The organism is Klebsiella sp. 2-CIP_Kleb., from assembly GCF_050378715.1.
Classification (GTDB): domain Bacteria; phylum Pseudomonadota; class Gammaproteobacteria; order Enterobacterales; family Enterobacteriaceae; genus Klebsiella; species Klebsiella quasipneumoniae.
Genome location: NZ_JBNRLG010000011.1, coordinates 22,332 through 45,168, shown reverse-complemented (window position 1 = coordinate 45,168; position 22,837 = coordinate 22,332). Strand labels below are relative to the sequence as shown.

Here is a 22,837-nt window from a genome sequence, read left to right as displayed (position 1 = left end):
AGTTATTGTAATGCGCGTAGCAGCGCATCGTTGTCGGCGCTATCGGCAACCTGAATCTTCTGCCAGCCCAGCTCCCGGGCCTGAAGGGCCAGACGTTCGCTGACAACGACAACGCGGCAGTGCAGGAGCCACCGTTCGCGATACCATTGCGGTATTAACGACCATAGCTGCTGCAGCATCTCGCCGCTGGTGACCACCAGCGTGGTGACCCCGCGAGATTGCCAGCGCATCGCTTCTTCTGCGCCATCGTAATGCTTTGCACTACGTTGATAACATTCACAAAATGTGACCCTGGCGCCGCGCTCGGTCAGCGTCGCGCCTAAGAGTTCCCGCCCGCCATTGCCGCGTAAGATCAGCGCATTTTTCCCGGCAATGTTTTGTATTTCAGGTAATTGTAGCAAGACTTCGCTAATTTCCCGATCTAACGGGTAATGGATATGCTGCCCGCTGACCGTATGCAGGGCCAGCGCCGTCGTGCGGCCAATGGCAAAATAGCGTGGGGAAGTGGGCCAGGGCAGCCCCTGTTGCTGCAGGCGGGCATGGGCGAACTCCACCGCATGCTGGGACAGCGCAAACAGCAGATCGTCAGGCCCGAGGCGGGCAAGCGCGTCGCCCAGCGCGGGAAGCTCCCGGCCAGGCGTAAATTCTATCAGCGGAAAGCCCCAGGCCACGCGTCCCATGGCCCGCAGACGGCTGACCAGCGCTTCTCCTTGCGGTAATGGACGAGTGACCAGGATGCTCATCGTGGGGCTTCTCCATCATAAACTGCCGCGAGAATGTCGCGCGCGCCGTTATCCAGGAGCTCTTCCGCCAGCGAGATGCCGAGCGCTTCGGCCTGCTCTGCTGGCCCGCGCCGTTCGCCGCGTACCATCTGCGAACCATCCGGGGCGCCAACCAGCGCCCGCAGCCACAGTTCGCCGTTGACGAGTTCCGCATAGCTGCCAATCGGCACCTGGCAGCCGCCTTCGAGACGAGTGTTCATCGCCCGCTCGGCGCGCACGCGCACTGCCGTTTCCGTATGGTTGAGAGGCGCTAGCAGCCCCTGGGTCCATGCATCGTCGAGACGGCATTCGATGCCGACCGCACCCTGGCCGACCGCCGGCAGGGATTGCTCCGGCGACAGCGGCTGGCGAATTCTCGCCTCGAGCTGCAGGCGCTTCAGGCCGGCGGCGGCGAGGATGATGGCGTCATACTCGCCGTTATCCAGCTTACTCAGCCGGGTACCGACGTTACCGCGCAGAGAGCGGATCACCAGGTCCGGACGAGTGGCGGCCAGCTGGCACTGACGGCGTAAACTTGATGTGCCAACGACGCTGCCGGCCGGGAGTTCATCAATCGAGGCATAGTGATTGGAGACAAACGCGTCGCGCGGATCGTCGCGCTCGCAGATAGTCACCAGCCCCAGACCCTCCGGGAATTCCACCGGCACATCTTTCATCGAATGAACGGCGATATCGGCGCGCCCTTCGAGCATGGCAAGCTCTAACTCTTTCACAAATAAGCCCTTGCCACCCACCTTTGCCAGCGGAGTATCAAGGATGACATCCCCGCGAGTGACCATCGGCACCAGCTCGACCTTCAGTCCGGGATGCGCGTGTTCGAGGCGCGCTTTAACATATTGCGCCTGCCATAGCGCAAGCGGGCTTTGCCGTGTGGCAATTTTCAAAACTTTGTCTAACATGCTTGTTACCGTCATTGTCGACCACTAACCATCCTAACATTGTTGTCTTACGGATGTTAGTTTTCACGGTTTATGTGGGAGATAGCTCCGGCCCACTCTTTTTTAACCTTTCATGCGCGTGGCGGTTGCCGGAGGCGTAGTGAGGAATTTACAGGTAATAAACGGTGCTACACTTGTATGTAGCGCATCTTTCTTTACGGTCAATGAGCAAGGTGTTAAATTGATCACGTTTTAAACCATTTGTCCGTCCGCTGCTCATCACAACCACACCGACGACGAATGGTGACGGTTTTTGTTGAAATACTGAAATCCTCCGTACTATTGTACCTCGGGTTTTTGAACATCAGGCGATATGTCTTGTACCTCTATATTGAGACACTGAAACAGAGACTGGATGCCATCAACCAATTGCGCGTGGATCGCGCGCTTGCTGCCATGGGACCCGCTTTCCAGCAGGTTTACAGTCTACTGCCAACGTTATTACATTATCATCACCCGCTGATGCCGGGTTACCTTGACGGTAACGTTCCCCGTGGCATTTGCCTCTACACGCCTGATGAAACCCAACGCCACTATCTTGAAGAACTGGAACTGCATCGCGGCATGCAGACCCAGGAGCCGCCAAAAGGCGAGCTGCCGATCACCGGCGTCTACTCGATGGGTAGTACCTCCTCCGTCGGCCAGAGCTGTTCTTCCGATCTTGATATCTGGGTATGTCACCAGGCCTGGCTGGATAGCGAAGAGCGCCAGCTGCTGCAGCGAAAATGCAGCCTGCTTGAGAGCTGGGCGGCCTCGCTCGGCGTGGAAGTCAGCTTCTTCCTGATCGACGAAAACCGCTTCCGCCATAACGAAAGCGGCAGCCTCGGCGGCGAAGACTGCGGTTCGACCCAGCATATTTTACTGCTCGATGAGTTCTACCGCACCGCGGTGCGTCTCGCCGGCAAGCGTATTCTGTGGAATATGGTGCCGTGCGATGAAGAAGAGCATTACGACGATTACGTCATGGGGCTGTATGCCCAGGGCGTGCTGACGCCAAACGAGTGGCTCGATCTCGGCGGCCTTAGTTCACTGTCGGCGGAAGAGTACTTCGGCGCCAGCCTGTGGCAGCTGTATAAGAGTATCGACTCGCCCTATAAAGCGGTGCTGAAAACGCTGCTGCTGGAAGCCTACTCCTGGGAATACCCCAACAACCGCCTGCTGGCGAAAGATATCAAACAGCGCCTGCACGACGGCGAGATCGTCTCCTTCGGACTCGACCCCTACTGCATGATGCTGGAGCGCGTGACCACCTACCTCCAGGCCATTGAAGATGAAACTCGTCTCGATCTGGTGCGCCGCTGCTTCTACCTGAAAGTGTGCGAAAAACTCAGCCGCGAGCGCGCCTGCGTCGGCTGGCGTCGCGAAGTCGTCAGCCAGCTGGTCAACGCGTGGGGCTGGGATGAAAAGCGTCTGATGATGCTCGACAACCGGGCGAACTGGAAAATTGATGAAGTGCGCAAGGCGCACAACGAACTGCTCGATGCGATGATGCAGAGCTATCGTAATCTGATCCGCTTCGCACGGCGCAATAACCTCAGCGTCTCCGCCAGTCCGCAGGATATCGGCGTGCTGACGCGTAAGCTGTATGCGGCCTTTGAAGCGCTGCCGGGCAAAGTGACGCTGGTGAACCCGCAAATTTCGCCGGATCTGTCGGAGCCGAATCTGACCTTTATCCACGTGCCGCCGGGTCGTGCCAACCGTACCGGTTGGTATCTGTACAACCGCGCGCCGGATATGGAATCGATCATCAGCCATCAGCCGCTGGAATATAACCGTTATCTTAATAAGCTGGTGGCCTGGGCCTGGTTTAACGGCCTGCTGACCTCACGCACCCGCCTGTTTATTAAGGGCAACGGCATCGTCGATCTGGCGAAGCTGCAGGAGATGGTGGCCGATGTGTCGCACCACTTCCCGCTGCGCCTGCCGGCGCCCACGCCAAAAGCGCTATACAGCCCGTGCGAAATTCGCCACCTGGCGATTATCGTCAACCTCGAATATGACCCGACGGCGGCCTTCCGCAATCAGGTGGTGCACTTCGATTTCCGTAAGCTCGATGTCTTCAGCTTCGGCGAAGAGCAAAAATGCCTGATCGGCAGCGTCGACCTGCTGTATCGCAACTCGTGGAATGAAGTGCGTACGCTGCATTTCAACGGCGAGCAGGCGATGATTGAAGCGCTGAAAACGATCCTTGGTAAAATGCATCAGGATGCCGCGCCGCCGGACAGCGTGGAGGTCTTCTGCTATAGCCAGCATCTGCGCGGCCTGATCCGCACCCGCGTACAGCAGATGATCTCCGAGTGCATCGAACTGCGTCTCTCCAGTACCCGTCAGGATACCGGGCGCTTTAAAGCGCTGCGCGTCTCCGGCCAGACCTGGGGACTGTTCTTCGAGCGTCTCAATGTTTCGGTGCAGAAGCTGGAAAACGCCATTGAGTTCTACGGCGCTATCTCGCACAACAAGCTCCATGGCCTGTCGGTGCAGGTGGAAACCAATCACGTTAAGCTGCCGGCGGTAGTGGACGGATTCGCCAGCGAAGGGATTATCCAGTTCTTCTTTGAAGACGCGGATAACAACGACAGCGGCTTTAACATCTATATTCTCGATGAGAGCAACCGCGCTGAGGTCTATCACCACTGCGAGGGCAGCAAAGAGGAGCTGGTGCGCGACGTCAGCCGCTTCTATTCGTCATCGCACGATCGTTTTACCTACGGCTCCAGTTTTATCAACTTCAACCTGCCGCAGTTCTATCAGATTGTCGAGGTGGACGGGCGCACCCAGGTGATCCCTTTCCGCACCCAGGCGATTGCCGCCGCGATACCCACCAGCCAGGACGTTACCGCCTCGCCGGTGCTGCAGCAGCGCTACTCGTAGATTTGGCCCGGAAAAGGCGCAATGCGCCGTCATCCGGGAAACATGTCATTAACGGAATCTCACCGTCTCACCGGCCTGCTGGCTCGCCGCCTGCTCCAGCAGATCCCAGAAGGTTTCACCGCTGCGATCGCAGATCCACTCGTCGCCTTTGAGATCGAAATGGTAGCCGCCCTGTTTGGTGGCCAGCCACACCTGGTGCAGCGGCTCCTGACGGTTAATAATGATTTTGCTGCCGTTTTCAAAGCTTATGGTCAGCACGCCGCCGTTGATTTCGCAGTCGATGTCGCTATCGCCGTCCCAGTCATCCAGGCGTTCTTCGATGGTCATCCACAGGCTATCGGCCAGGCGATGGAATTCACTGTCGTTCATAATTTTATTCTGCTTTTTTGATTTTTGAAGATGGGTCGCAGTATAGCGCGAAACAAAAGCGCGCGCAGTCGGATGCTAAAGGCTTGCTTTTACGTCTTCTCCTGCGATGATAGAAAGCAGAAAGAATGAATCACGGGCAACTATCAATGAAAAACGTTTTTCCTACGCTTGCCGTTTTGTTTGCGATCTTCAGCCTGACCGGCTGCGGTCTGAAAGGGCCTCTCTATTTCCCGCCGGCTGATAAAACTGCGCCGCCGCCGACCAAACCGGTTAACCCGGGCATTCAGAGCTCAACGCCGGATCGTAACGATCGTGGCGATACCGGTGGTCCGAGCCAGGTCAATTACTAACGATAACGTTCTGTTCCGCGCAACTGGAGTAGATGATGCAGTTCTCTAAAATGCATGGCCTTGGCAACGATTTTATGGTCGTTGACGCGGTAACGCAGAATGTTTTTTTCTCGCCGGAGCTGATTCGCCGCCTGGCGGATCGCCACCTTGGCGTCGGGTTCGATCAGCTGTTGGTGGTGGAGCCGCCCTACGATCCGGATCTGGATTTCCATTACCGGATCTTTAATGCCGACGGTAGCGAAGTGTCGCAGTGCGGCAACGGCGCGCGCTGTTTCGCGCGCTTCGTCCGGCTGAAAGGCCTGACCAATAAACGTGATATCCGCGTGAGTACGGCCAACGGCCGTATGGTATTAAGCGTAACGGAAGACGATCTGGTGCGGGTGAATATGGGCGAGCCCAACTTCGAGCCCTCCCAGGTGCCGTTCCGCGCCAACAAAGCGGAAAAGACCTATATCATGCGTGCCGCCGAGCAGACAGTATTGTGCGGCGTGGTGTCCATGGGGAACCCGCACTGCGTTATCCAGGTGGATGATGTGGATACGGCGGCGGTGGAAACCCTCGGCCCGGTGATGGAAAGCCATGAGCGTTTTCCGGAGCGCGCGAATATCGGTTTTATGCAGGTGGTCGGCCGGTCCCATATTCGTCTGCGCGTCTACGAACGCGGCGCGGGGGAAACCCAGGCCTGTGGCAGCGGCGCTTGCGCCGCGGTGGCGGTGGGGATCCAGCAGGGGTTGCTCGCTGAAACGGTACGTGTGGAATTACCCGGCGGTCGTCTTGATATCGCCTGGAAAGGCCCGGGCCAGCCGCTGTTTATGACCGGCCCGGCGGCCCATGTCTATGATGGATTTATTCATTTATGAAACCAATCGGGGAAGAACAGCAGGAGGTCGCCAGCGCATTGAACGATCGTGCAGTGGTGGACTATCTGTTGCAAAATCCTGAATTTTTTATTCGTAATGCCGCCCAGGTCGAACATCTCCGCGTCCCGCATCCGGTGCGCGGTACGATTTCGCTGGTGGAGTGGCACATGATGCGGGCGCGTAACCATATCCATGTGCTGGAAGAGAATATGTCGCTGCTGATGGAGCAGGCGGTAGCCAATGAAAGCCTGTTCCAGCGCCTGCTGCAGCTGCAAACGCGGCTGGCGGCGGCGGAGAGCCTCGACGATATGCTTAACCGCCTTCACCGCTGGGCGCGCGAGCTGGGGCTGGCGGGCGCCACGGTGCGCCTGTTCCCTGACAGCTGGCGCCTGGGCGCGCCTTCGAAGTTTACCCACCTGGCGTTAAGCCGGCAGGCGTTTGAGCCGATCCGTATTCAGCGTCTGGGCCAGGCGCGCCACTACCTTGGGCCGCTGAACGGTCCGGAGCTGCTGGTGGTATTGCCGGAGGCGAAAGCCATTGGGTCAGTGGCGATGTCGCTGCTGGGCGGCGATAATGCCCCTGGCGTGATGCTCTTTAGCAGCCGCGATGCGCAGCATTATCAGCCAGGACAGGGGACGCAACTGCTGCAGGAGATCGCCCAGATGCTGCCCGGCCTGCTGGAGCGCTGGATTGAACGCGCATGACCGATTCTCCTCTCTTCTCCGCCGTCGCCCGCTTTCTGCGCCACCTTGGCGTTGAACGCCAGCTCAGCCCGATCACGTTACTGAATTACCAGCGACAGCTGGACGCGCTGATTGCCCTGGCGGATGAGGCGGGTCTGAAAAGCTGGTCGCAGTGCGATGCCGCTCAGGTGCGAAGTTTTGCGGTGCGCAGTCGCCGCGCGGGATTAGGCCCGGCAAGCCTGGCGCTTCGCCTGTCGGCGCTGCGCAGTTTCTTTGACTGGCTGGTCGGCCAGGGCGAGCTCAGCGCCAATCCGGCGAAAGGGATTGCCGCGCCGAAAATTCCCCGTCACCTGCCAAAAAATATCGATGTCGATGACGTCAATCGGCTGCTGGATATTGATCTCAACGATCCGCTGGCGGTGCGCGACCGGGCGATGCTGGAGGTGATGTACGGCGCGGGGCTGCGTTTGTCCGAGCTGGTCAACCTTGATATCAAACATCTCGATCTCGAAAGCGGCGAGGTCTGGGTGATGGGCAAAGGCAGCAAAGAGCGCCGCTTGCCGATCGGTCGCAACGCCGTGATGTGGATTGAGCACTGGCTGGATTTACGCGGCCTGTTCGGTACTGACGACGACGCGCTGTTTTTGTCGAAACTGGGCAAGCGCATTTCGGCGCGCAACGTACAGAAGCGGTTCGCCGAGTGGGGCATTAAGCAGGGGCTGAACAGCCATGTGCATCCGCACAAGCTTCGCCACTCCTTTGCCACCCATATGCTGGAGTCCAGCGGCGATCTGCGCGGTGTGCAGGAGCTGTTGGGTCATGCTAACCTCTCCACCACCCAAATCTATACCCATCTCGACTTTCAACACCTTGCCTCGGTGTACGATGCCGCGCATCCGCGCGCAAAACGGGGGAAATAATGCGTTTTTACCGACCTCTGGGCCAGATTTCCGCGCTGACGTTTGACCTGGACGATACCCTTTATGATAACCGCCCGGTCATTGACCGGACGATGCACGAGTCGCTGGCCTTTGTACGCAGCTACCATCCGTCGCTCAGCCAGTTCGACGCCCATGAGCTTAATCAGCTGCGCCAGACGCTGTTGGCATCCGAGCCTGAGATCTATCACGACGTGACCGTCTGGCGCCACCGTGCGCTGGAGTTAGGCATGCGTAACGCCGGACTCTCCGCCGACGAGGCGAAAGCGGGGGCCGATGCGGCGATGGAACACTTCGCCCAGTGGCGCAGCCGCGTCGATGTCCCGCAGGAGACCCACGATACGCTGGCGAAGCTGGCGGAGAAGTGGCCGCTGGTGGCGATTACCAACGGCAACGCCCGACCAGAGTTGTTCGGCCTGAGCGACTATTTCCGCTTTGTGCTGCGCGCCGGGCCGGATGGCCGCTCCAAGCCGTTTGCCGACATGTACCATCTGGCGGCGGAGCGCCTGAACTTACCGCTCGGGCATATTCTGCACGTCGGCGATGACCTGACCACTGACGTCGCCGGATCGCTGCGCTGTGGCATGCAGGCCTGCTGGATCAAACCGCAAGGCGCGGACCTGATGCACACCGCGGACAGCCGCCTGCTGCCGCATATTGAAATTTCACGGTTGGCATCTCTGACCTCGCTGATATAATCACCAGTTACTCTGTATATATTAACAGGGGTTCGTGGAACCCCTTCTCTTCCGGCGGTGCCAATGGACGTTTCTTACCTGCTCGACAGCCTTAATGACAAACAGCGTGAAGCCGTAGCGGCCTCGCGCACCAACATGCTGGTTCTGGCAGGGGCGGGCAGTGGTAAGACGCGCGTTCTGGTGCACCGTATCGCCTGGCTGCTGAGCGTGGAGAACTGCTCGCCGTATTCTATTATGGCGGTGACCTTTACCAACAAAGCGGCGGCAGAGATGCGCCACCGTATCGGCCAGCTGATGGGCACCACCCAGGGCGGCATGTGGGTGGGCACCTTCCACGGCCTGGCCCACCGCCTGCTGCGCGCGCACCATCTGGACGCCAACCTGCCGCAGGATTTCCAAATCCTTGATAGCGAAGACCAGCTGCGCCTGCTGAAGCGTCTGATTAAGGCGATGAACCTCGATGAGAAGCAGTGGCCGCCGCGTCAGGCGATGTGGTACATCAACAGCCAGAAAGATGAAGGGCTGCGCCCGCATCATATTCAGAGCTACGGCAACCCGGTCGAGCAGACCTGGCAGAAGGTCTATCAGGCCTATCAGGAAGCCTGCGATCGCGCCGGGCTGGTGGACTTCGCCGAACTGCTGCTGCGCGCCCACGAGCTGTGGCTGAATAAGCCGCATATCCTCCAGCACTACCGTGAGCGGTTCACCAATATCCTCGTCGACGAATTCCAGGATACCAACAACATTCAGTACGCGTGGATCCGCCTGTTGGCGGGCGATACCGGCAAGGTGATGATCGTCGGCGATGACGATCAGTCGATTTACGGCTGGCGCGGCGCGCAGGTCGAGAACATTCAGCGTTTCCTTAACGATTTTCCCGGTGCGGAAACCATCCGCCTTGAGCAGAACTATCGCTCGACCAGCAACATCCTCAGCGCCGCCAACGCCCTGATTGAAAACAACAACGGTCGCCTGGGCAAGAAGCTATGGACCGACGGCGCCGACGGCGAGCCGATCTCGCTGTACTGCGCTTTCAACGATCTCGACGAAGCACGCTTCGTAGTGAACCGGATAAAAACCTGGCAGGAGAACGGCGGGGCGCTGGAGCAGTGCGCCATCCTCTATCGCAGCAACGCCCAGTCGCGCGTGCTGGAAGAGGCGCTTCTGCAGGCCAGTATGCCGTACCGCATCTATGGCGGCATGCGCTTCTTCGAACGCCAGGAAATCAAAGACGCGCTCTCGTACCTGCGTCTGATCGCCAACCGTAACGACGATGCGGCGTTTGAGCGCGTAGTCAATACGCCGACCCGCGGCATCGGCGACCGCACGCTGGACGTGGTGCGCCAGACGTCACGCGATCGTCAGCTGACGCTGTGGCAGGCCAGCCGTGAGCTGCTGAAAGATAAAGCGCTGGCCGGTCGCGCCGCCAGCGCCCTGCAGCGCTTTATGGAGCTGATTGACGCGCTGGCGCAGGAGACCACCGATATGCCGCTGCACGTCCAGACCGATCGGGTGATTAAAGACTCCGGGCTGCGCGCGATGTACGAGCAGGAGAAAGGCGAGAAGGGTCAGACCCGTATTGAAAACTTAGAGGAGCTGGTGACGGCGACGCGCCAGTTTAGCTACAACGAAGAAGATGAAGATCTGATGCCGCTGCAGGCGTTCCTCTCCCACGCCGCGCTGGAAGCGGGCGAGGGACAGGCGGATACCTGGCAGGACGCGGTTCAGCTGATGACCCTGCACTCGGCGAAAGGGCTGGAGTTCCCGCAGGTGTTCATCGTCGGCGTCGAGGAGGGGATGTTCCCGAGCCAGATGGCCCTTGATGAAGGTGGCCGCCTGGAAGAAGAGCGTCGTCTGGCCTACGTTGGCGTGACGCGCGCCATGCAGAAGCTGACGCTGACCTACGCGGAAACCCGCCGTCTGTACGGCAAAGAGGTTTACCATCGCCCGTCGCGCTTTATTGGAGAGCTGCCGCAGGAGTGTGTAGAAGAAGTGCGTCTGCGGGCTACGGTGAGCCGCCCGGTAAACCATCAGCGACTGGGCGCGCCGATTGCCGAGAGCGATACCGGCTACAAATTAGGCCAGCGCGTACGGCATCCGAAGTTTGGCGAAGGCACCATCGTCAACCTCGAAGGCAGCGGCGAGCACAGCCGGCTGCAGGTGGCTTTTCAGGGTCAGGGGATCAAATGGCTGGTCGCGGCTTACGCCCGGCTCGAGGAAGTGTAACTTTAAGAAAAATATCATTATTTTGTAATATTCTGCTACCTTTATACGTTAAGGCGCCTGATTTGCGCTTTCGCGTTCCGTTGCGTGTTGACGCCGATTTTGCGCTGGCGTAACATGCGCGCACGATTACGCTAAGAGGACATTCGCCTTGGACACACCCAGTAGATGCTGGCTCAACTTCCTGTCATTCAGGAACAACTCCTAAGGCTATCCTCTTATGCTGATAGCCTTAGCGGTTGTCAGCGACCTGCCCCATTCCCGTCGCGCTGAGTCAGGCTTAATGGTCTGAAACCCAATTTGTTTCTGTGTGCCCACCGAACTGTCCGATAATTTTTTTGCATTGGGAGTCCCGGTCATGCTGAGCGCATTTCAACTGGAAAACAATCGTTTAACGCGCCTGGAAGCCGATGAGATCAAGCACCTCGCCAGCTCGGTGTGGGTCGATCTGGTCGAGCCTGACGACGATGAGCGAAGCCGCGTGCAGACGGAACTGGGTCAGAACCTGGCGACGCGCCCGGAGCTGGAAGATATCGAAGCCTCCGCGCGTTTCTTTGAAGATGAAGACGGGTTACATATCCACTCCTTCTTCTTTTTCGAAGATGCCGACGATCACGCGGGTAACTCTACCGTGGCGTTTACCATCCGCGAAGGGCGCCTGTTTACGCTGCGTGAGCGTGAACTGCCCGCTTTTCGCCTCTACCGCATGCGCGTGCGTAACCAGACCCTGGTGGACGGCAACGCCTACGAGCTGCTGTTAGATCTGTTCGAGACCAAAATCGAACAGCTGGCGGATGAGATAGAAAACATCTACAGCGACCTGGAAAAGCTGAGCCGCGTGATTATGGAAGGGCACCAGGGTGATGAGTACGACGAAGCGCTGTCGACGTTGGCGGAGCTGGAAGATATCGGCTGGAAGGTCCGCCTGTGTTTGATGGATACCCAGCGCGCGCTGAACTTTCTCGTGCGCAAAGCGCGCCTGCCGGCGGGCCAGCTGGAGCAGGCGCGGGAGATCCTGCGCGATATCGAATCCCTGCTGCCGCACAACGAATCGCTGTTCCAGAAGGTGAACTTCCTGATGCAGGCGGCGATGGGCTTTATCAACATCGAGCAGAACCGCATCATCAAGATCTTCTCGGTGGTGTCGGTGGTGTTCCTGCCGCCAACTCTGGTGGCCTCCAGCTACGGGATGAACTTTGAATTTATGCCTGAGCTGCACTGGAGCTTCGGCTACCCGGGGGCGATCGTCTTTATGATGCTGGCTGGCCTGGCGCCGTATCTCTACTTCAAGCGTAAAAACTGGCTGTAGTTGTTGTGCCGGATGCGCTGCGCCTATCCGGCCTGAGTGCTGTACTTTTGTAAGCCGGATAGGGCGGAGCCGCCATCCGGCAATGTCCTAGCTCCGACGCCCCCGCCTTTGCGTATACACCGCATCCATCACGAATATCGCCAGCGCCACCCAGATAAAGCCAAAGGTGACCATCTTATCCTTGCCCGGCACTTCGCCGTAGAACGTCACCGCCAGCAGGAACATCAGCGTCGGGCCGATGTACTGGAAAAAGCCCAGCGTGGAGAGCCGCAGACGCGTTGCCGCCCCGGTGAAGCACAGCAGAGGGATGGTGGTCACCACGCCCGCCGCCATCAGCAGCAGATTGAGCGACCAGGGGTTCTGCCCCATATGGCTGGTGGGGCTGTCGGTGATGCCGAACAGCCAAATCGCCGCCACCGGCAACAGCCACAGCGTTTCCACCAGCATGCCGGTCTGCGCATCGACAGCGATTTTCTTCCGCACCAGACCATAAAAGGCAAAGCTGAAGGCCAAACCAAGGCCGATTATCGGTAGCGAACCAAAGGTCCAGAGCTGCACCAGCACGCCGCAAAAGGCGAGGATCATCGCCAGCCACTGCAGGCGACGGAAACGTTCGCCAAGGAAAATCATCCCTAACAGAATATTCACCAGCGGGTTGATAAAGTAGCCGAGGCTGGCTTCCAGCATATGGTGGTTATTCACCGCCCAGATGAACAGCAGCCAGTTGCCACCGACCAGCACCGCAGAGAGTGCCAGCAGGAAGATCTTGCGCGGCGTCTTCAGCAGCTTTTTCACCTGCGGCCACTGACGGCTAACGCTGATGAGCGCCACCATGAAGAAGAAAGACCAGATCACGCGATGGGTCAGAATTTCATCGGCGGGAACATAGTAGATAAGTTTGAAGTACGCCGGCGCGATACCCCAGATAAAGTAGGCGGCGAGGGCCAGAATAATCCCCAACCGCGTCTGTTTCGCATCCATCGGTAAAATCCATTGCCAAAGAGAGTGATGTTACTCGATTTTGGGCAATCAACCCACCATATAGGTCGCTGTTGCGCTGGCAATATATACCTGAGCTTCGTTATGCAGTTCCACACGGGCTACCGCCACTTTATTGCCGGCGCGCAGCAGGGTGCTGGTCGCGGTAAAACGTTCGCCGCGGCCCGGACGCAGGTAGTCCACGCGCAGGTCGATGGTTCCCATGCGGGAAAGCCGCTGGCGCAGCTCTTCTTCATTGATGGTGTCATGGCGGGTAAGGGTGCTGCCAACGCAGACCAGACCTGCGGCGACGTCCAGCGCGGAGGCGATTACACCGCCATGCAGAATGCTTTGCGCCCAGTTGCCGACCATCATCGGCTGATTATTAAAGCTGAGCTGGGCAAACGCTTTTTCATAGCGCTCCAGTTCGAGGCCGAGGGCGCGGTTAAACGGCATGTGATAGACGAAAATCTCCCCCACCAGTTTCAGAGCTGCTTCGGCAGTAAGTTCAGACATAACACCGGTTCCATTCGTTAATAAAATGTTGATTTTATGCTTCTAAAATATTGATTTCCACTTTCGGAGTGGATTAGGGGGCAGGGGATTAATAAACAGGTAGAATGTCTTCAGGTTAAACAAAAATAAAAACTATTTATCAGGAGACCAGCATGCGTATCTCTTTGGCCTGCCTGGCGGCGCTGTGCGCGCTACCGGCTGGTGTTATGGCGCAGGATGCGTCGGTACACGACAAACCAGCAGTGCGCGGCAGTATTATCGCCAACCTGCTACAGGATCATGATAATCCTTTTCTGCTCTACCCTTATGAAAGCAACTATCTGCTCTACACGTGGACCAGCGATCTCAATAAAGAGGCGATTCGCAGCTATGACTGGGCCGAAAATGCCCGTAAAGATGAAGTCAAATTTCAGCTGAGCCTCGCCTTCCCGCTGTGGCGCGGCATCCTGGGGGATAATTCGCTGCTCGGCGCGTCCTATACCCAGAAGTCCTGGTGGCAGCTCTCCAACAGCAAAGAGTCGGCGCCGTTTCGCGAAACCAACTACGAACCCCAGCTGTTTCTTGGCTTTGCCACCGACTATCAGTTTGCCGGCTGGACGTTGCGCGATATCGAAATGGGATATAACCACGACTCGAATGGCCGCTCCGATCCCACCTCGCGCAGCTGGAACCGGCTCTATGCCCGCCTGATGGCGCAAAATGGCAACTGGCTGGTGGAAGTGAAACCCTGGTATGTGGTGGGCAGCACCGATGATAACCCGGACATCACCAAATATATGGGCTATTACCGCCTGAAGGTGGGTTACCAGCTGGGCGAGGCGATCCTCAGCGCGCAGGGGCAATATAACTGGAACACTGGCTACGGCGGGGCGGAGTTGGGGGTGAGCTATCCCATCACCAAACATGTTCGCGCTTACACCCAGATCTACAGCGGCTACGGCGAATCGCTTATCGACTACAACTTTAATCAAACGCGCGTCGGCGTCGGGCTAATGCTCAACGATCTGTTTTAATCGTTGCACTCTGGCTCGCAGGCGCTGAAAATAGCGCCTGTTTTCTTTTCAGGCAAATGGGGTCAACGTGGCACAGGCGGAAGTATTAAATCAGGAATCGCTGGCTAAGCAGGTTTTACAAGAGACCTTCGGCTACCAGCAGTTCCGCCCTGGCCAGGAGACGATTATCGAGACGGTGCTCGAGGGCCGTGACTGCCTGGTGGTCATGCCGACCGGTGGCGGCAAGTCACTGTGTTATCAGGTACCGGCGCTGGTCATGGGCGGCCTGACGGTAGTGGTCTCGCCGCTGATCTCGCTGATGAAAGATCAGGTCGATCAGCTGCTGGCCAACGGCGTGGCGGCGGCCTGTCTGAACTCGACCCAGAGCCGCGAACAGCAGCAGGACGTGATGGCCGGCTGCCGCAGCGGGCAGGTTCGTCTGCTGTATATCGCTCCGGAACGGTTGATGCTCGACAACTTCCTTGAGCATCTGGCGAACTGGAATCTGGCGATGCTGGCGGTGGACGAAGCGCACTGCATCTCCCAGTGGGGCCATGACTTCCGCCCGGAATATGCCGCGCTGGGCCAGCTTCGTCAGCGGATGCCGCAGATCCCGTTTATGGCGTTGACCGCCACCGCCGATGACACCACCCGCCGCGATATCGTCCGTCTGCTGGGACTTAACGATCCGCTCATACAGGTCAGCAGCTTCGACCGGCCGAACATCCGCTATATGCTGATGGAGAAATTCAAGCCGCTCGACCAGCTGATGCGCTACGTCCAGGATCAGCGCGGCAAATCGGGCATTATCTACTGCAACAGCCGTTCGAAAGTGGAAGATACCGCCGCGCGTCTGCAGAGCCGCGGCATCAGCGCGGCGGCTTACCATGCCGGCCTGGAAAACGACGTGCGCGCCGACGTGCAGGAGAAATTCCAGCGCGACGATCTGCAGATTGTGGTGGCGACAGTGGCCTTTGGGATGGGCATCAACAAGCCGAACGTCCGCTTTGTGGTGCATTTTGATATCCCGCGCAATATTGAATCCTACTATCAGGAGACCGGCCGCGCCGGGCGTGACGGCCTGCCGGCGGAAGCGATGCTGTTTTACGATCCGGCGGACATGGCGTGGCTGCGCCGCTGTCTGGAAGAGAAGCCCGCCGGGCCGCTGCAGGATATCGAACGGCATAAGCTGAACGCGATGGGGGCGTTTGCTGAAGCCCAGACCTGTCGTCGTCTGGTGCTGCTGAACTACTTTGGCGAAGGACGCCAGGAGCCGTGCGGCAACTGCGATATCTGTCTTGATCCGCCGAAGCAGTACGATGGCTTAATGGACGCCCGTAAGGCGCTCTCCACTATTTATCGGGTCAACCAGCGCTTCGGGATGGGTTACGTGGTGGAAGTCCTGCGTGGCGCTAACAATCAGCGCATCCGTGAGATGGGCCACGATAAGCTCCCGGTATACGGCATCGGCCGGGAACAGAGTCACGAGCACTGGGTGAGCGTGATCCGCCAACTGATTCACCTTGGGCTGGTGACGCAGAATATCGCCCAGCACTCCGCGCTGCAGCTGACCGAAGCCGCACGCCCGGTGCTGCGTGGCGACGTCCCGCTGCAGCTTGCCGTACCGCGTATCGTGGCGCTGAAGCCGAAGGCGATGCAGAAATCCTTCGGCGGTAATTACGATCGTAAGCTGTTTGCCAAGCTGCGCAAATTACGTAAAGCGATTGCCGATGAAGAAAACATTCCCCCGTACGTGGTCTTCAACGACGCGACGCTTATTGAGATGGCGGAGCAGTCGCCGCTAACCGCCGGCGAAATGCTCAGCGTCAACGGCGTGGGGACACGTAAACTCGAGCGTTTCGGCAAGCCGTTTATGGCGCTGATCCGGTCGCATGTCGATGGCGACGACGAGTAGTCAGCTGGCTATAAAAGTGCCAGAATAGTTATCCTCTTCATTATTTTCCTGCGAGTTAACTATGCTGATGCTTTTCCTTACCGTGGCGCTGGTGCATATCATTGCGCTGATGAGTCCGGGGCCGGATTTTTTCTTTGTCTCACAAACGGCCATCAGCCGCTCGCGCAGAGAGGCGTTGATGGGAGTGCTGGGGATCACCTGCGGCGTAATGATCTGGGCGGGGGTAGCGCTGCTCGGCCTGAACCTGATCCTCGCCAGAATGGCGTGGCTGCACAACATCATTATGGTCGGCGGGGGCTTGTACCTGTGCTGGATGGGCTACCAGATGCTGCGCGGCGCGTTGAAAAAAGAGGCGGTGTCCCCGCCAGAGCCGCAGGTTGAGCTGGCCCGCAGCGGACGCAGCTTCCTGAAGGGATTGCTGACCAATCTGGCGAACCCGAAAGCGATTATCTATTTCGGCTCGGTGTTCTCGCTGTTCGTCGGTGACAGCGTTGGCGCCGGCGCGCGCTGGGGTATTTTTCTGCTGATTATCATGGAGACGCTGGCCTGGTTTATGGTGGTTGCCAGCCTGTTCGCCCTGCCGGGGATGCGCCGCGGCTATCAGCGGATGGCGAAGTGGATCGACGGTATCGCCGGCACGCTGTTTGCGGGCTTCGGCATCCACCTGATTATCTCGCGTTAACCTGGCGTGATGCTCCACCCGGCTATATCCGGGTGGAGAAAGTGTCAGTGGCGAAGCCGCTGCAGCTCGTCTTCAGACAGACCGGTCATTTCCATAATCGCTTCGTCATCAATACCGCGTTTGCGCATCGCTTCGGCAACCTGCAGCAGGGCCTGATGTTTGCCTTCCTTTATACCTTCCTTTATACCTTGCTGTACGCCTTTCCTGATGCCTTTTTCCATACCTTCTGCGAGCCATGTTTCCGCCAGCGTCATCAGTAATCCTCCATGCTGCGGCACGCGCTGTGCCAGCCCGTATAAGAGTGTCCGAGTATCCTCGGCATCCCCTGCCTGAGCCATATAGTTTACCAATACGGTGATTTGTTGTCCGCTCATCTGCTCCAGCATTAAGAGTTGGGTCAACTTATCCAGCAATTGCGCCATATCGCGCTGACGGATGTGTTTTTGCACCAGCGTCAGGGCCGCCATGCTGCGGTGCTGCATAATGTCGTCGTCGGGGATCACCGTGATATCGACCAGCGGAAACGCTCCGCTATAGAGCTGGCGGGCGGTCTCGGGATCGGCGAAATTATCCAGCCAGCTCATAGACCAGGGATAGGGGCTGCGTCGTCCCTGATAGAAGAGGACCGGGATAACCAGAGGCAGCGTTTTATGGCCGTTCTCCAGATGGCGCTGCATGGCGGCGACGGCATAGCGCATTAAGCGAAAGGCCATCAGTTTATCGGGGGCGCTCTGGTGCTCGATCAGAACATGGACATACCCCTTACCGCGGGTGGTTTCCAGCGAATAGAGAATATCGCTGTAGTAGGGCCTGAGGTCGTCTTCAAGAAAGCTGCCGGATTCCAGACGTAGGGTATCCAGTTTGCAGATCGCTGTTAACGCCGGAGGCAGGTGGATCTCGATGAAATCGCGCGCCGTCTCTATCCGTGAGAGAAAAGTTTTAAATACCGCATCATGAGGGGTCGCCGTTTCTGCCATCGCCGTTCATCCGTGAATCACCTATCTGGCGGCATCCTGACACGGTGGGCTCTGCGTCGACAGCGGGCAAAAAAATTAATTTCCCACTTTGCGCGCCGGCTCGCGCAGAGAGATAGCTTCGCCCGCCAGGCGAACCTCTCTTTGCGAGCGAGATTTCATCATTCAGGCGTGACGGACGGAGGCGAGGAGCGCCCCAACCAGCATAAACAGTGAACCAAAGACTTTGTTCAGCGCCTTCATCTGCTTTGGCCCTTTAATCCAGGCTGAAATGCGCTGCGCCAGGGTCGCATAGCCAATCATCACAATGATATCGACGACGATAGTGGTCACGCCCAGAACGAGATACTGCATCACCTGGGGCTGGTGGGGCAGGATAAACTGCGGAAACAGGGCGGCCAGAAAAACAATGCTTTTGGGATTGGTGAGATTCACGAACACCGCACGCTGGAACAGTTTGCCGCGCGTCTGCGCCTTCGCCAGCGTATTCAGGTCGATGGCCCCTGCCGCGCGCCATTGCTGGATACCCAGCCAGATAAGATAGGCTGCGCCGGCCCATTTCAGCACCTCAAAGGCCAGCACCGAGCGGGAGAACAGGGTGCCGAGACCGACGCCGACCAGCACGATATGAATGGCCAGCCCGGTCTGCAAACCGGCAATTGACGCCGCCGCGCCGCGGTATCCGTGGTTAATGGAGGTGGTCATGGTATTAATCGCTCCGGAACCCGGGGACAGGCTGAGAATGATTGATGTCAGCAGGTAGGCGAACCACCACTCAATGGTCATGAGAAACTCCCTGATTGTCTGTTTTTATGCCACAATACGCTATTGTGTCAGCATTGTGTGATACACGGCAAAAAAACGATTTTCAGCGGTTAACAGGGGTGTAAACCCGATGTTTGGGCAGAAAAAGGACTGGGAAACACGAGAAAACGCGTTTGCGGCCTTTAGCATGGGGCCGCTGACGGATTTCTGGCGACAGCGCGAAGAGGCTGAATTTAAAGGCGTCGACGATGTACCGGTACGCTTTGTTCGCTTTTGCGCGCAAAATCACGATCGACTGGTGCTGATTTGCCCTGGGCGCATTGAAAGCTACGTGAAGTATGCTGAAGTGGCCTACGATCTCTTTCACAGCGGCTTTGACGTGATGATCATCGACCATCGCGGTCAGGGTCGCTCGGGTCGTCTGCTCTCTGATACTCACCGCGGGCACGTGGTGAACTTCAGCGATTATGTTGATGACCTGGCTGCGCTCTGGCAGCAGCAGGTGGTCCCCGGCCACTGGCGAAAACGGTTTATCCTCGCTCACTCTATGGGCGGGGCGATTGCCACGCTCTTTCTGCAACGCTACCAGGCGCATTGCGATGCGATTGCGCTCTGCGCGCCGATGTTCGGGATTATCATTCGGCTGCCGGACTGGATGGTGCGCCATATTCTCGACTGGGCTGAGGGCCATCAGCGCATTCGCGAAGAGTATGCCATCGGCACCGGACGCTGGCGGGCGCTGCCTTTTGCCGTTAACGTGCTGACGCACAGTCGACAACGCTATCGTCGTAACCTGCGCTTCTATGCCGACGAGCCGCGACTGCAGGTCGGCGGCCCGACCTGGCACTGGGTGCGCGAAGGCATGCTGGCCGGTGACGAAGTGCTGGCGAATGTGGAAAAAGATACCGCCCCGACGCTGCTGCTGCAGGCGGAGGAGGAGCGGGTGGTCGATAATCTGATGCACGACCGCTATTGTGAATTACGGGCCGCCGCCGGCCATCCCTGTGAGGGCGGAAAGCCGCTCGTCATTGAAGGGGCATACCATGAGATCCTTTTTGAAAAGGACGCTATGCGCTCAGTCGCGCTCAATGCCATCGTCGAGTTTTTCAATCGACATACTTAATCCGACGATAACGCTCGTCGCCCTGCTTAGAGGTTAACTTTTTTATGTACCAGGTTGTTGCGTCTGATTTAGACGGCACGCTGCTTTCCCCCGATCATTTCCTGACCCCCTATGCCAAAGAGACGCTGAAGCTGCTTACCGCCCGTGGGATCAATTTCGTCTTCGCCACCGGCCGACACTACATCGACGTCGGGCAGATCCGCGATAACCTCGGCATCCGGTCGTACATGATCACCTCTAACGGCGCCCGCGTTCACGATAGCGATGGTCAGCAAATCTTCGCCCATAACCTCGACCGTGATATTGCCGCCGACCTGTTTGAGATCGTGCGTAACGACCCGAAAATCGTCACTAACGTCTATCGGGAAGATGAGTGGTATATGAACCGCCATCGCCCGGAAGAGATGCGCTTTTTCAAAGAGGCGGTGTTTAACTACAAGCTGTATGAGCCGGGCGAACTGGATCCGCAGGGGATCAGCAAGGTGTTCTTTACCTGTGAGGATCACGAACATTTGCTACCGCTTGAGCAGGCGATGAACGCCCGCTGGGGCGATCGCGTGAACGTCAGCTTCTCCACCTTAACCTGCCTGGAGGTGATGGCGGGCGGGGTATCGAAGGGGCATGCGCTGGAGGCAGTGGCGAAAATGCTCAGCTACAGTCTGTCAGATTGCATCGCTTTCGGCGACGGCATGAACGACGCCGAGATGCTGTCGATGGCCGGCAAAGGCTGCATTATGGCCAACGCCCACCAGCGGCTGAAGGATCTGCATCCGGAACTGGAAGTGATCGGTAGCAACGCCGACGATGCGGTCCCACACTACCTGCGTAAGCTGTACCTCGACTGACAAAGATTGACGACTGGCGAATAATTGCCCAGTCGTCAACCTGACTCTTCGCTACAATGCCTGTTCTTTATCCAACGAGACGACCATTGTGGCGCTGTTAATTATCACCACTATCCTGTGGGCCTTTTCTTTTAGCCTGATTGGCGAGTACCTGGCCGGTAGCGTCGACAGCTATTTTTCGGTACTGATGCGCGTGGGCCTGGCGGCGCTGGTGTTCCTGCCTTTCCTGCGCACGCGAGGCCAGTCTCCGCGCACGATCGTGCTCTATATGCTGGTGGGCGCGATGCAGCTTGGCATCATGTATCTGCTGGCCTTCCGCGCTTATCTCTATCTGACGGTCTCGGAATTCCTGCTGTTTACCGTGTTTACCCCGTTGTATATCACGCTGATCTACGATCTGCTCAGCGGACGGAAACTGCGCTGGGGCTATCTGCTGAGCGCCGCGCTGGCGGTGCTGGGGGCGGCGATTATCCGTTACGACAAAGTCAGCGATCATTTCTGGACCGGGCTGTTACTGGTGCAGTTGTCAAACCTCTGCTTCGCCATCGGGATGGTGGGTTACAAGCGCCTGATGGAGGTGCGTCCGATGCCGCAGCACAATGCCTTTGCCTGGTTCTATGTCGGGGCCTTTATCGTGGCGGTGGCGGCGTGGTTTATGCTCGGCAACGCCCAGAAGCTGCCGACCACCACGCTGCAGTGGAGCGTGCTGGTGTGGCTCGGCGTGGTGGCTTCCGGGCTGGGCTACTTTATGTGGAACTATGGCGCCACCCAGGTGGATGCCGGCACGCTGGGGATCATGAATAACGTCCATGTCCCCGCCGGGCTGCTGGTTAACCTTGCCATCTGGCAGGAGCAGCCGCACTGGCCGAGCTTTATTAGCGGAGCGTTGGTGATCCTGGCCTCGCTGTGGGTCCATCGACGCTGGGTCGCTCCGCACTCCGGACAAACGGCAGATGATCGCAGGCGTGGTTCCGCGCAGAGCGAATAAACGCTTCGGTGACCGGTTGACGCTGCTCGCCATCGCGAACGGCCGCGTACAGCCGGCTCCATAATCCCTCTCCCAGGGTTTTGGTCACCACCAGACCCTGGCGTTCAAAACTTTCCACCACCCAGTGCGGCAGCGCGGCGATGCCCATCCGGGCTGCCACCATCTGGATCAGCAACAGCGTGTTATCGACGCTTTTCAGCTGCGGGCTGATACCGGCCGGCTGCAGGAAATGGCGCCAGATGTCGAGGCGTCCGCGCTGTACGGGATAAATCAGCAGCGTTTCCGCGGCCAGATCCTCCGGCGTAATCAGGGTCTTCATGGCTAACGGGTGCTCAGGCGCCAGCACCAGGCGCACCTCATAATCAAACATTGGCGAGTAATGCAGACCGCTGCGCGGCAGGATATCGGAGGTCATCACCAGATCCAGTTCGCCCTGCTGCAGCGCAGGCTGCGGGTCGAAGGTGACGCCGGAATGGAAGTCGACTTCCACGTGCGGCCAGCGGGCGCGGAAATTCTCCAGCGCCGGCGTCAGCCACTGAATACAGCTATGGCATTCGATAGCCAGCCGCAGCCGGGTCTGCTGCGGTTCGTTACAGTCCTGCAGGGCGCGGGCGATCTGCGGCAGCACCTGGTTGGCCAGCTGTAAGAGGATCTCCCCCTGAGGGGTAAAACGCAGCGGCTGGCTCTTACGCACAAAGAGACGAAAGCCAAGACGCTGTTCCAGATCGCTGAACTGGTGAGACAAGGCGGACTGGGTCTGGTGCAGGGCAGCCGCTGCGCCCGCCAGTGAACCGCTGTTCCGCAACGCTTGCAGCGTTTTCAGATGTTTAATTTCGATCATGAAAGTCCTTCACTTCGCCATGAGCAATTTGCGCTTGAGGAATATACAGTAACTGCCAATTATGGATGTGTAAACATCTGGACGTCTAAAACTCGTCATATTTCGACTTGCAGATGCGTTGGCTGCCTCGCTTACCCCAGTCACTTACTTCAGTAAGCTCCTGGGGATGCGCATCGTTGCCGCCTTCCTGCAAGCCG

The 22,837-nt window shown here is 58.1% G+C and carries 23 protein-coding genes; 15 read left to right on the top strand and 8 right to left on the bottom strand.

The features are described from left to right. Positions 1-2: 2 nt before the first annotated feature. Both hemD and hemC read right to left on the bottom strand, forming a co-directional pair. Complete coding sequence (hemD, locus tag ACQUTP_RS24005; RefSeq protein WP_428902461.1) at positions 3-743, bottom strand: uroporphyrinogen-III synthase; 741 nt, start codon at positions 741-743, stop codon at positions 3-5. Then, the gene (hemC, locus tag ACQUTP_RS24000; protein WP_004886804.1) at positions 740-1,681 is read right to left on the bottom strand and encodes a hydroxymethylbilane synthase; all 942 of its coding nucleotides are present in this window, start codon (positions 1,679-1,681) and stop codon (positions 740-742) included. The genes hemD and hemC overlap by 4 nt, the downstream gene beginning before the upstream one ends. A 357-nt stretch (positions 1,682-2,038) precedes the next feature. On the opposite strand from hemC, the gene cyaA reads away from it, so the two are divergent. Beyond that, complete coding sequence (gene cyaA / locus ACQUTP_RS23995; RefSeq protein WP_002883383.1) at positions 2,039-4,591, top strand: class I adenylate cyclase; 2,553 nt, start codon at positions 2,039-2,041, stop codon at positions 4,589-4,591. Between the two features lie 48 nt (positions 4,592-4,639). Here the strand turns inward: cyaA and cyaY are convergent, their stop codons facing one another. Further along, the gene (gene cyaY, locus ACQUTP_RS23990) at positions 4,640-4,960 is read right to left on the bottom strand and encodes an iron donor protein CyaY (RefSeq protein ID WP_004886799.1); all 321 of its coding nucleotides are present in this window, start codon (positions 4,958-4,960) and stop codon (positions 4,640-4,642) included. Between the two features lie 146 nt (positions 4,961-5,106). Between cyaY and lptM the strand changes: the two genes are divergently transcribed. The 8 genes from lptM to corA all read left to right on the top strand — a co-directional run bounded on the left by lptM (position 5,107) and on the right by corA (position 12,021). Further along, complete coding sequence (gene lptM / locus ACQUTP_RS23985; RefSeq protein WP_004886794.1) at positions 5,107-5,310, top strand: LPS translocon maturation chaperone LptM; 204 nt, start codon at positions 5,107-5,109, stop codon at positions 5,308-5,310. A 35-nt stretch (positions 5,311-5,345) separates the two neighbouring features. Beyond that, on the top strand, positions 5,346-6,170 hold the full coding sequence (gene dapF / locus ACQUTP_RS23980) for a diaminopimelate epimerase (RefSeq protein ID WP_002883394.1): 825 nt from the start codon (positions 5,346-5,348) through the stop codon (positions 6,168-6,170). Beyond that, a complete protein-coding gene (locus ACQUTP_RS23975; RefSeq protein ID WP_004886790.1) occupies positions 6,167-6,874 on the top strand; it encodes a DUF484 domain-containing protein in 708 nt (235 codons plus the stop codon). Before dapF ends, ACQUTP_RS23975 begins: the two co-directional genes overlap by 4 nt. Continuing rightward, positions 6,871-7,773: a tyrosine recombinase XerC gene (gene xerC / locus ACQUTP_RS23970; RefSeq protein ID WP_004886788.1), complete on the top strand. Its 903-nt coding sequence runs from the start codon at positions 6,871-6,873 to the stop codon at positions 7,771-7,773. The genes ACQUTP_RS23975 and xerC overlap by 4 nt, the downstream gene beginning before the upstream one ends. Beyond that, positions 7,773-8,489, top strand: a complete 717-nt coding sequence (yigB, locus tag ACQUTP_RS23965; protein WP_004886786.1) for a 5-amino-6-(5-phospho-D-ribitylamino)uracil phosphatase YigB — start codon at positions 7,773-7,775, stop codon at positions 8,487-8,489. The genes xerC and yigB overlap by 1 nt, the downstream gene beginning before the upstream one ends. A 63-nt stretch (positions 8,490-8,552) precedes the next feature. Continuing rightward, entirely contained in the window at positions 8,553-10,715 is a 2,163-nt protein-coding gene (uvrD, locus tag ACQUTP_RS23960) for a DNA helicase II (protein ID WP_004886784.1), read from the top strand. A 148-nt stretch (positions 10,716-10,863) separates the two neighbouring features. Further along, the gene (gene ysgD / locus ACQUTP_RS23955; RefSeq protein ID WP_349815745.1) at positions 10,864-10,920 is read left to right on the top strand and encodes a YsgD/CorL family protein; all 57 of its coding nucleotides are present in this window, start codon (positions 10,864-10,866) and stop codon (positions 10,918-10,920) included. Positions 10,921-11,070: 150 nt separating this feature from the next. Beyond that, positions 11,071-12,021, top strand: a complete 951-nt coding sequence (gene corA / locus ACQUTP_RS23950; protein WP_002883400.1) for a magnesium/cobalt transporter CorA — start codon at positions 11,071-11,073, stop codon at positions 12,019-12,021. Positions 12,022-12,108: 87 nt separating this feature from the next. On the opposite strand, the gene rarD is transcribed toward corA, so the two are convergent. After that, positions 12,109-13,002, bottom strand: a complete 894-nt coding sequence (gene rarD / locus ACQUTP_RS23945; protein WP_017899396.1) for an EamA family transporter RarD — start codon at positions 13,000-13,002, stop codon at positions 12,109-12,111. 48 nt (positions 13,003-13,050) lie between these two features. Next, on the bottom strand, positions 13,051-13,515 hold the full coding sequence (yigI, locus tag ACQUTP_RS23940; RefSeq protein WP_002883404.1) for an acyl-CoA thioesterase YigI: 465 nt from the start codon (positions 13,513-13,515) through the stop codon (positions 13,051-13,053). A 152-nt stretch (positions 13,516-13,667) separates the two neighbouring features. Between yigI and pldA the strand changes: the two genes are divergently transcribed. From pldA to rhtC, 3 genes are all read left to right on the top strand, one after another. Next, positions 13,668-14,528: a phospholipase A gene (pldA, locus tag ACQUTP_RS23935; protein WP_004886777.1), complete on the top strand. Its 861-nt coding sequence runs from the start codon at positions 13,668-13,670 to the stop codon at positions 14,526-14,528. 67 nt (positions 14,529-14,595) lie between these two features. After that, entirely contained in the window at positions 14,596-16,422 is a 1,827-nt protein-coding gene (gene recQ / locus ACQUTP_RS23930) for an ATP-dependent DNA helicase RecQ (protein WP_004886773.1), read from the top strand. 61 nt (positions 16,423-16,483) lie between these two features. Further along, positions 16,484-17,104 (top strand): threonine export protein RhtC, encoded by a 621-nt coding sequence (rhtC, locus tag ACQUTP_RS23925; RefSeq protein WP_023319447.1) that lies wholly within the window; start codon positions 16,484-16,486, stop codon positions 17,102-17,104. A 44-nt stretch (positions 17,105-17,148) separates the two neighbouring features. Here the strand turns inward: rhtC and ACQUTP_RS23920 are convergent, their stop codons facing one another. Both ACQUTP_RS23920 and rhtB read right to left on the bottom strand, forming a co-directional pair. Continuing rightward, the gene (locus tag ACQUTP_RS23920; RefSeq protein WP_004886770.1) at positions 17,149-18,081 is read right to left on the bottom strand and encodes an Rpn family recombination-promoting nuclease/putative transposase; all 933 of its coding nucleotides are present in this window, start codon (positions 18,079-18,081) and stop codon (positions 17,149-17,151) included. A 162-nt stretch (positions 18,082-18,243) separates the two neighbouring features. Continuing rightward, positions 18,244-18,864, bottom strand: coding sequence for a homoserine/homoserine lactone efflux protein (rhtB, locus tag ACQUTP_RS23915; RefSeq protein WP_428902460.1), 621 nt, complete (start codon positions 18,862-18,864; stop codon positions 18,244-18,246). A gap of 109 nt (positions 18,865-18,973) precedes the next feature. Here rhtB and pldB point away from each other — a divergent pair, with 109 nt between their 5' ends. The 3 genes from pldB (at position 18,974) to ACQUTP_RS23900 (ending at position 21,799) form a co-directional block, all read left to right on the top strand. Then, positions 18,974-19,966 (top strand): lysophospholipase L2, encoded by a 993-nt coding sequence (gene pldB / locus ACQUTP_RS23910; RefSeq protein WP_004886768.1) that lies wholly within the window; start codon positions 18,974-18,976, stop codon positions 19,964-19,966. 44 nt (positions 19,967-20,010) lie between these two features. Further along, on the top strand, positions 20,011-20,811 hold the full coding sequence (yigL, locus tag ACQUTP_RS23905; protein ID WP_004886764.1) for a sugar/pyridoxal phosphate phosphatase YigL: 801 nt from the start codon (positions 20,011-20,013) through the stop codon (positions 20,809-20,811). Between the two features lie 88 nt (positions 20,812-20,899). Further along, the gene (locus ACQUTP_RS23900) at positions 20,900-21,799 is read left to right on the top strand and encodes a carboxylate/amino acid/amine transporter (protein WP_002883414.1); all 900 of its coding nucleotides are present in this window, start codon (positions 20,900-20,902) and stop codon (positions 21,797-21,799) included. Here ACQUTP_RS23900 and metR read toward each other — a convergent pair. Beyond that, complete coding sequence (metR, locus tag ACQUTP_RS23895) at positions 21,687-22,640, bottom strand: HTH-type transcriptional regulator MetR (protein WP_017899391.1); 954 nt, start codon at positions 22,638-22,640, stop codon at positions 21,687-21,689. The genes ACQUTP_RS23900 and metR overlap by 113 nt on opposite strands. Between the last annotated feature and the right edge of the window lie 197 nt (positions 22,641-22,837).

Coding starts and splice junctions, on each gene's coding strand:
- dapF (WP_002883394.1), top strand. CDS start 5,346: ATGCAGTTCTCTAAAATGCATGGCCTTGGCAACGATTTTATGGTCGTT.
- corA (WP_002883400.1), top strand. CDS start 11,071: ATGCTGAGCGCATTTCAACTGGAAAACAATCGTTTAACGCGCCTGGAA.
- hemC (WP_004886804.1), bottom strand. CDS start 1,681: ATGTTAGACAAAGTTTTGAAAATTGCCACACGGCAAAGCCCGCTTGCG.
- yigB (WP_004886786.1), top strand. CDS start 7,773: ATGCGTTTTTACCGACCTCTGGGCCAGATTTCCGCGCTGACGTTTGAC.
- xerC (WP_004886788.1), top strand. CDS start 6,871: ATGACCGATTCTCCTCTCTTCTCCGCCGTCGCCCGCTTTCTGCGCCAC.
- uvrD (WP_004886784.1), top strand. CDS start 8,553: ATGGACGTTTCTTACCTGCTCGACAGCCTTAATGACAAACAGCGTGAA.
- lptM (WP_004886794.1), top strand. CDS start 5,107: ATGAAAAACGTTTTTCCTACGCTTGCCGTTTTGTTTGCGATCTTCAGC.
- rhtC (WP_023319447.1), top strand. CDS start 16,484: ATGCTGATGCTTTTCCTTACCGTGGCGCTGGTGCATATCATTGCGCTG.
- rarD (WP_017899396.1), bottom strand. CDS start 13,002: ATGGATGCGAAACAGACGCGGTTGGGGATTATTCTGGCCCTCGCCGCC.
- hemD (WP_428902461.1), bottom strand. CDS start 743: ATGAGCATCCTGGTCACTCGTCCATTACCGCAAGGAGAAGCGCTGGTC.
- metR (WP_017899391.1), bottom strand. CDS start 22,640: ATGATCGAAATTAAACATCTGAAAACGCTGCAAGCGTTGCGGAACAGC.
- ACQUTP_RS23920 (WP_004886770.1), bottom strand. CDS start 18,081: ATGGCAGAAACGGCGACCCCTCATGATGCGGTATTTAAAACTTTTCTC.
- yigL (WP_004886764.1), top strand. CDS start 20,011: ATGTACCAGGTTGTTGCGTCTGATTTAGACGGCACGCTGCTTTCCCCC.
- cyaY (WP_004886799.1), bottom strand. CDS start 4,960: ATGAACGACAGTGAATTCCATCGCCTGGCCGATAGCCTGTGGATGACC.
- ACQUTP_RS23975 (WP_004886790.1), top strand. CDS start 6,167: ATGAAACCAATCGGGGAAGAACAGCAGGAGGTCGCCAGCGCATTGAAC.
- pldA (WP_004886777.1), top strand. CDS start 13,668: ATGCGTATCTCTTTGGCCTGCCTGGCGGCGCTGTGCGCGCTACCGGCT.
- yigI (WP_002883404.1), bottom strand. CDS start 13,515: ATGTCTGAACTTACTGCCGAAGCAGCTCTGAAACTGGTGGGGGAGATT.
- pldB (WP_004886768.1), top strand. CDS start 18,974: ATGTTTGGGCAGAAAAAGGACTGGGAAACACGAGAAAACGCGTTTGCG.
- rhtB (WP_428902460.1), bottom strand. CDS start 18,864: ATGACCATTGAGTGGTGGTTCGCCTACCTGCTGACATCAATCATTCTC.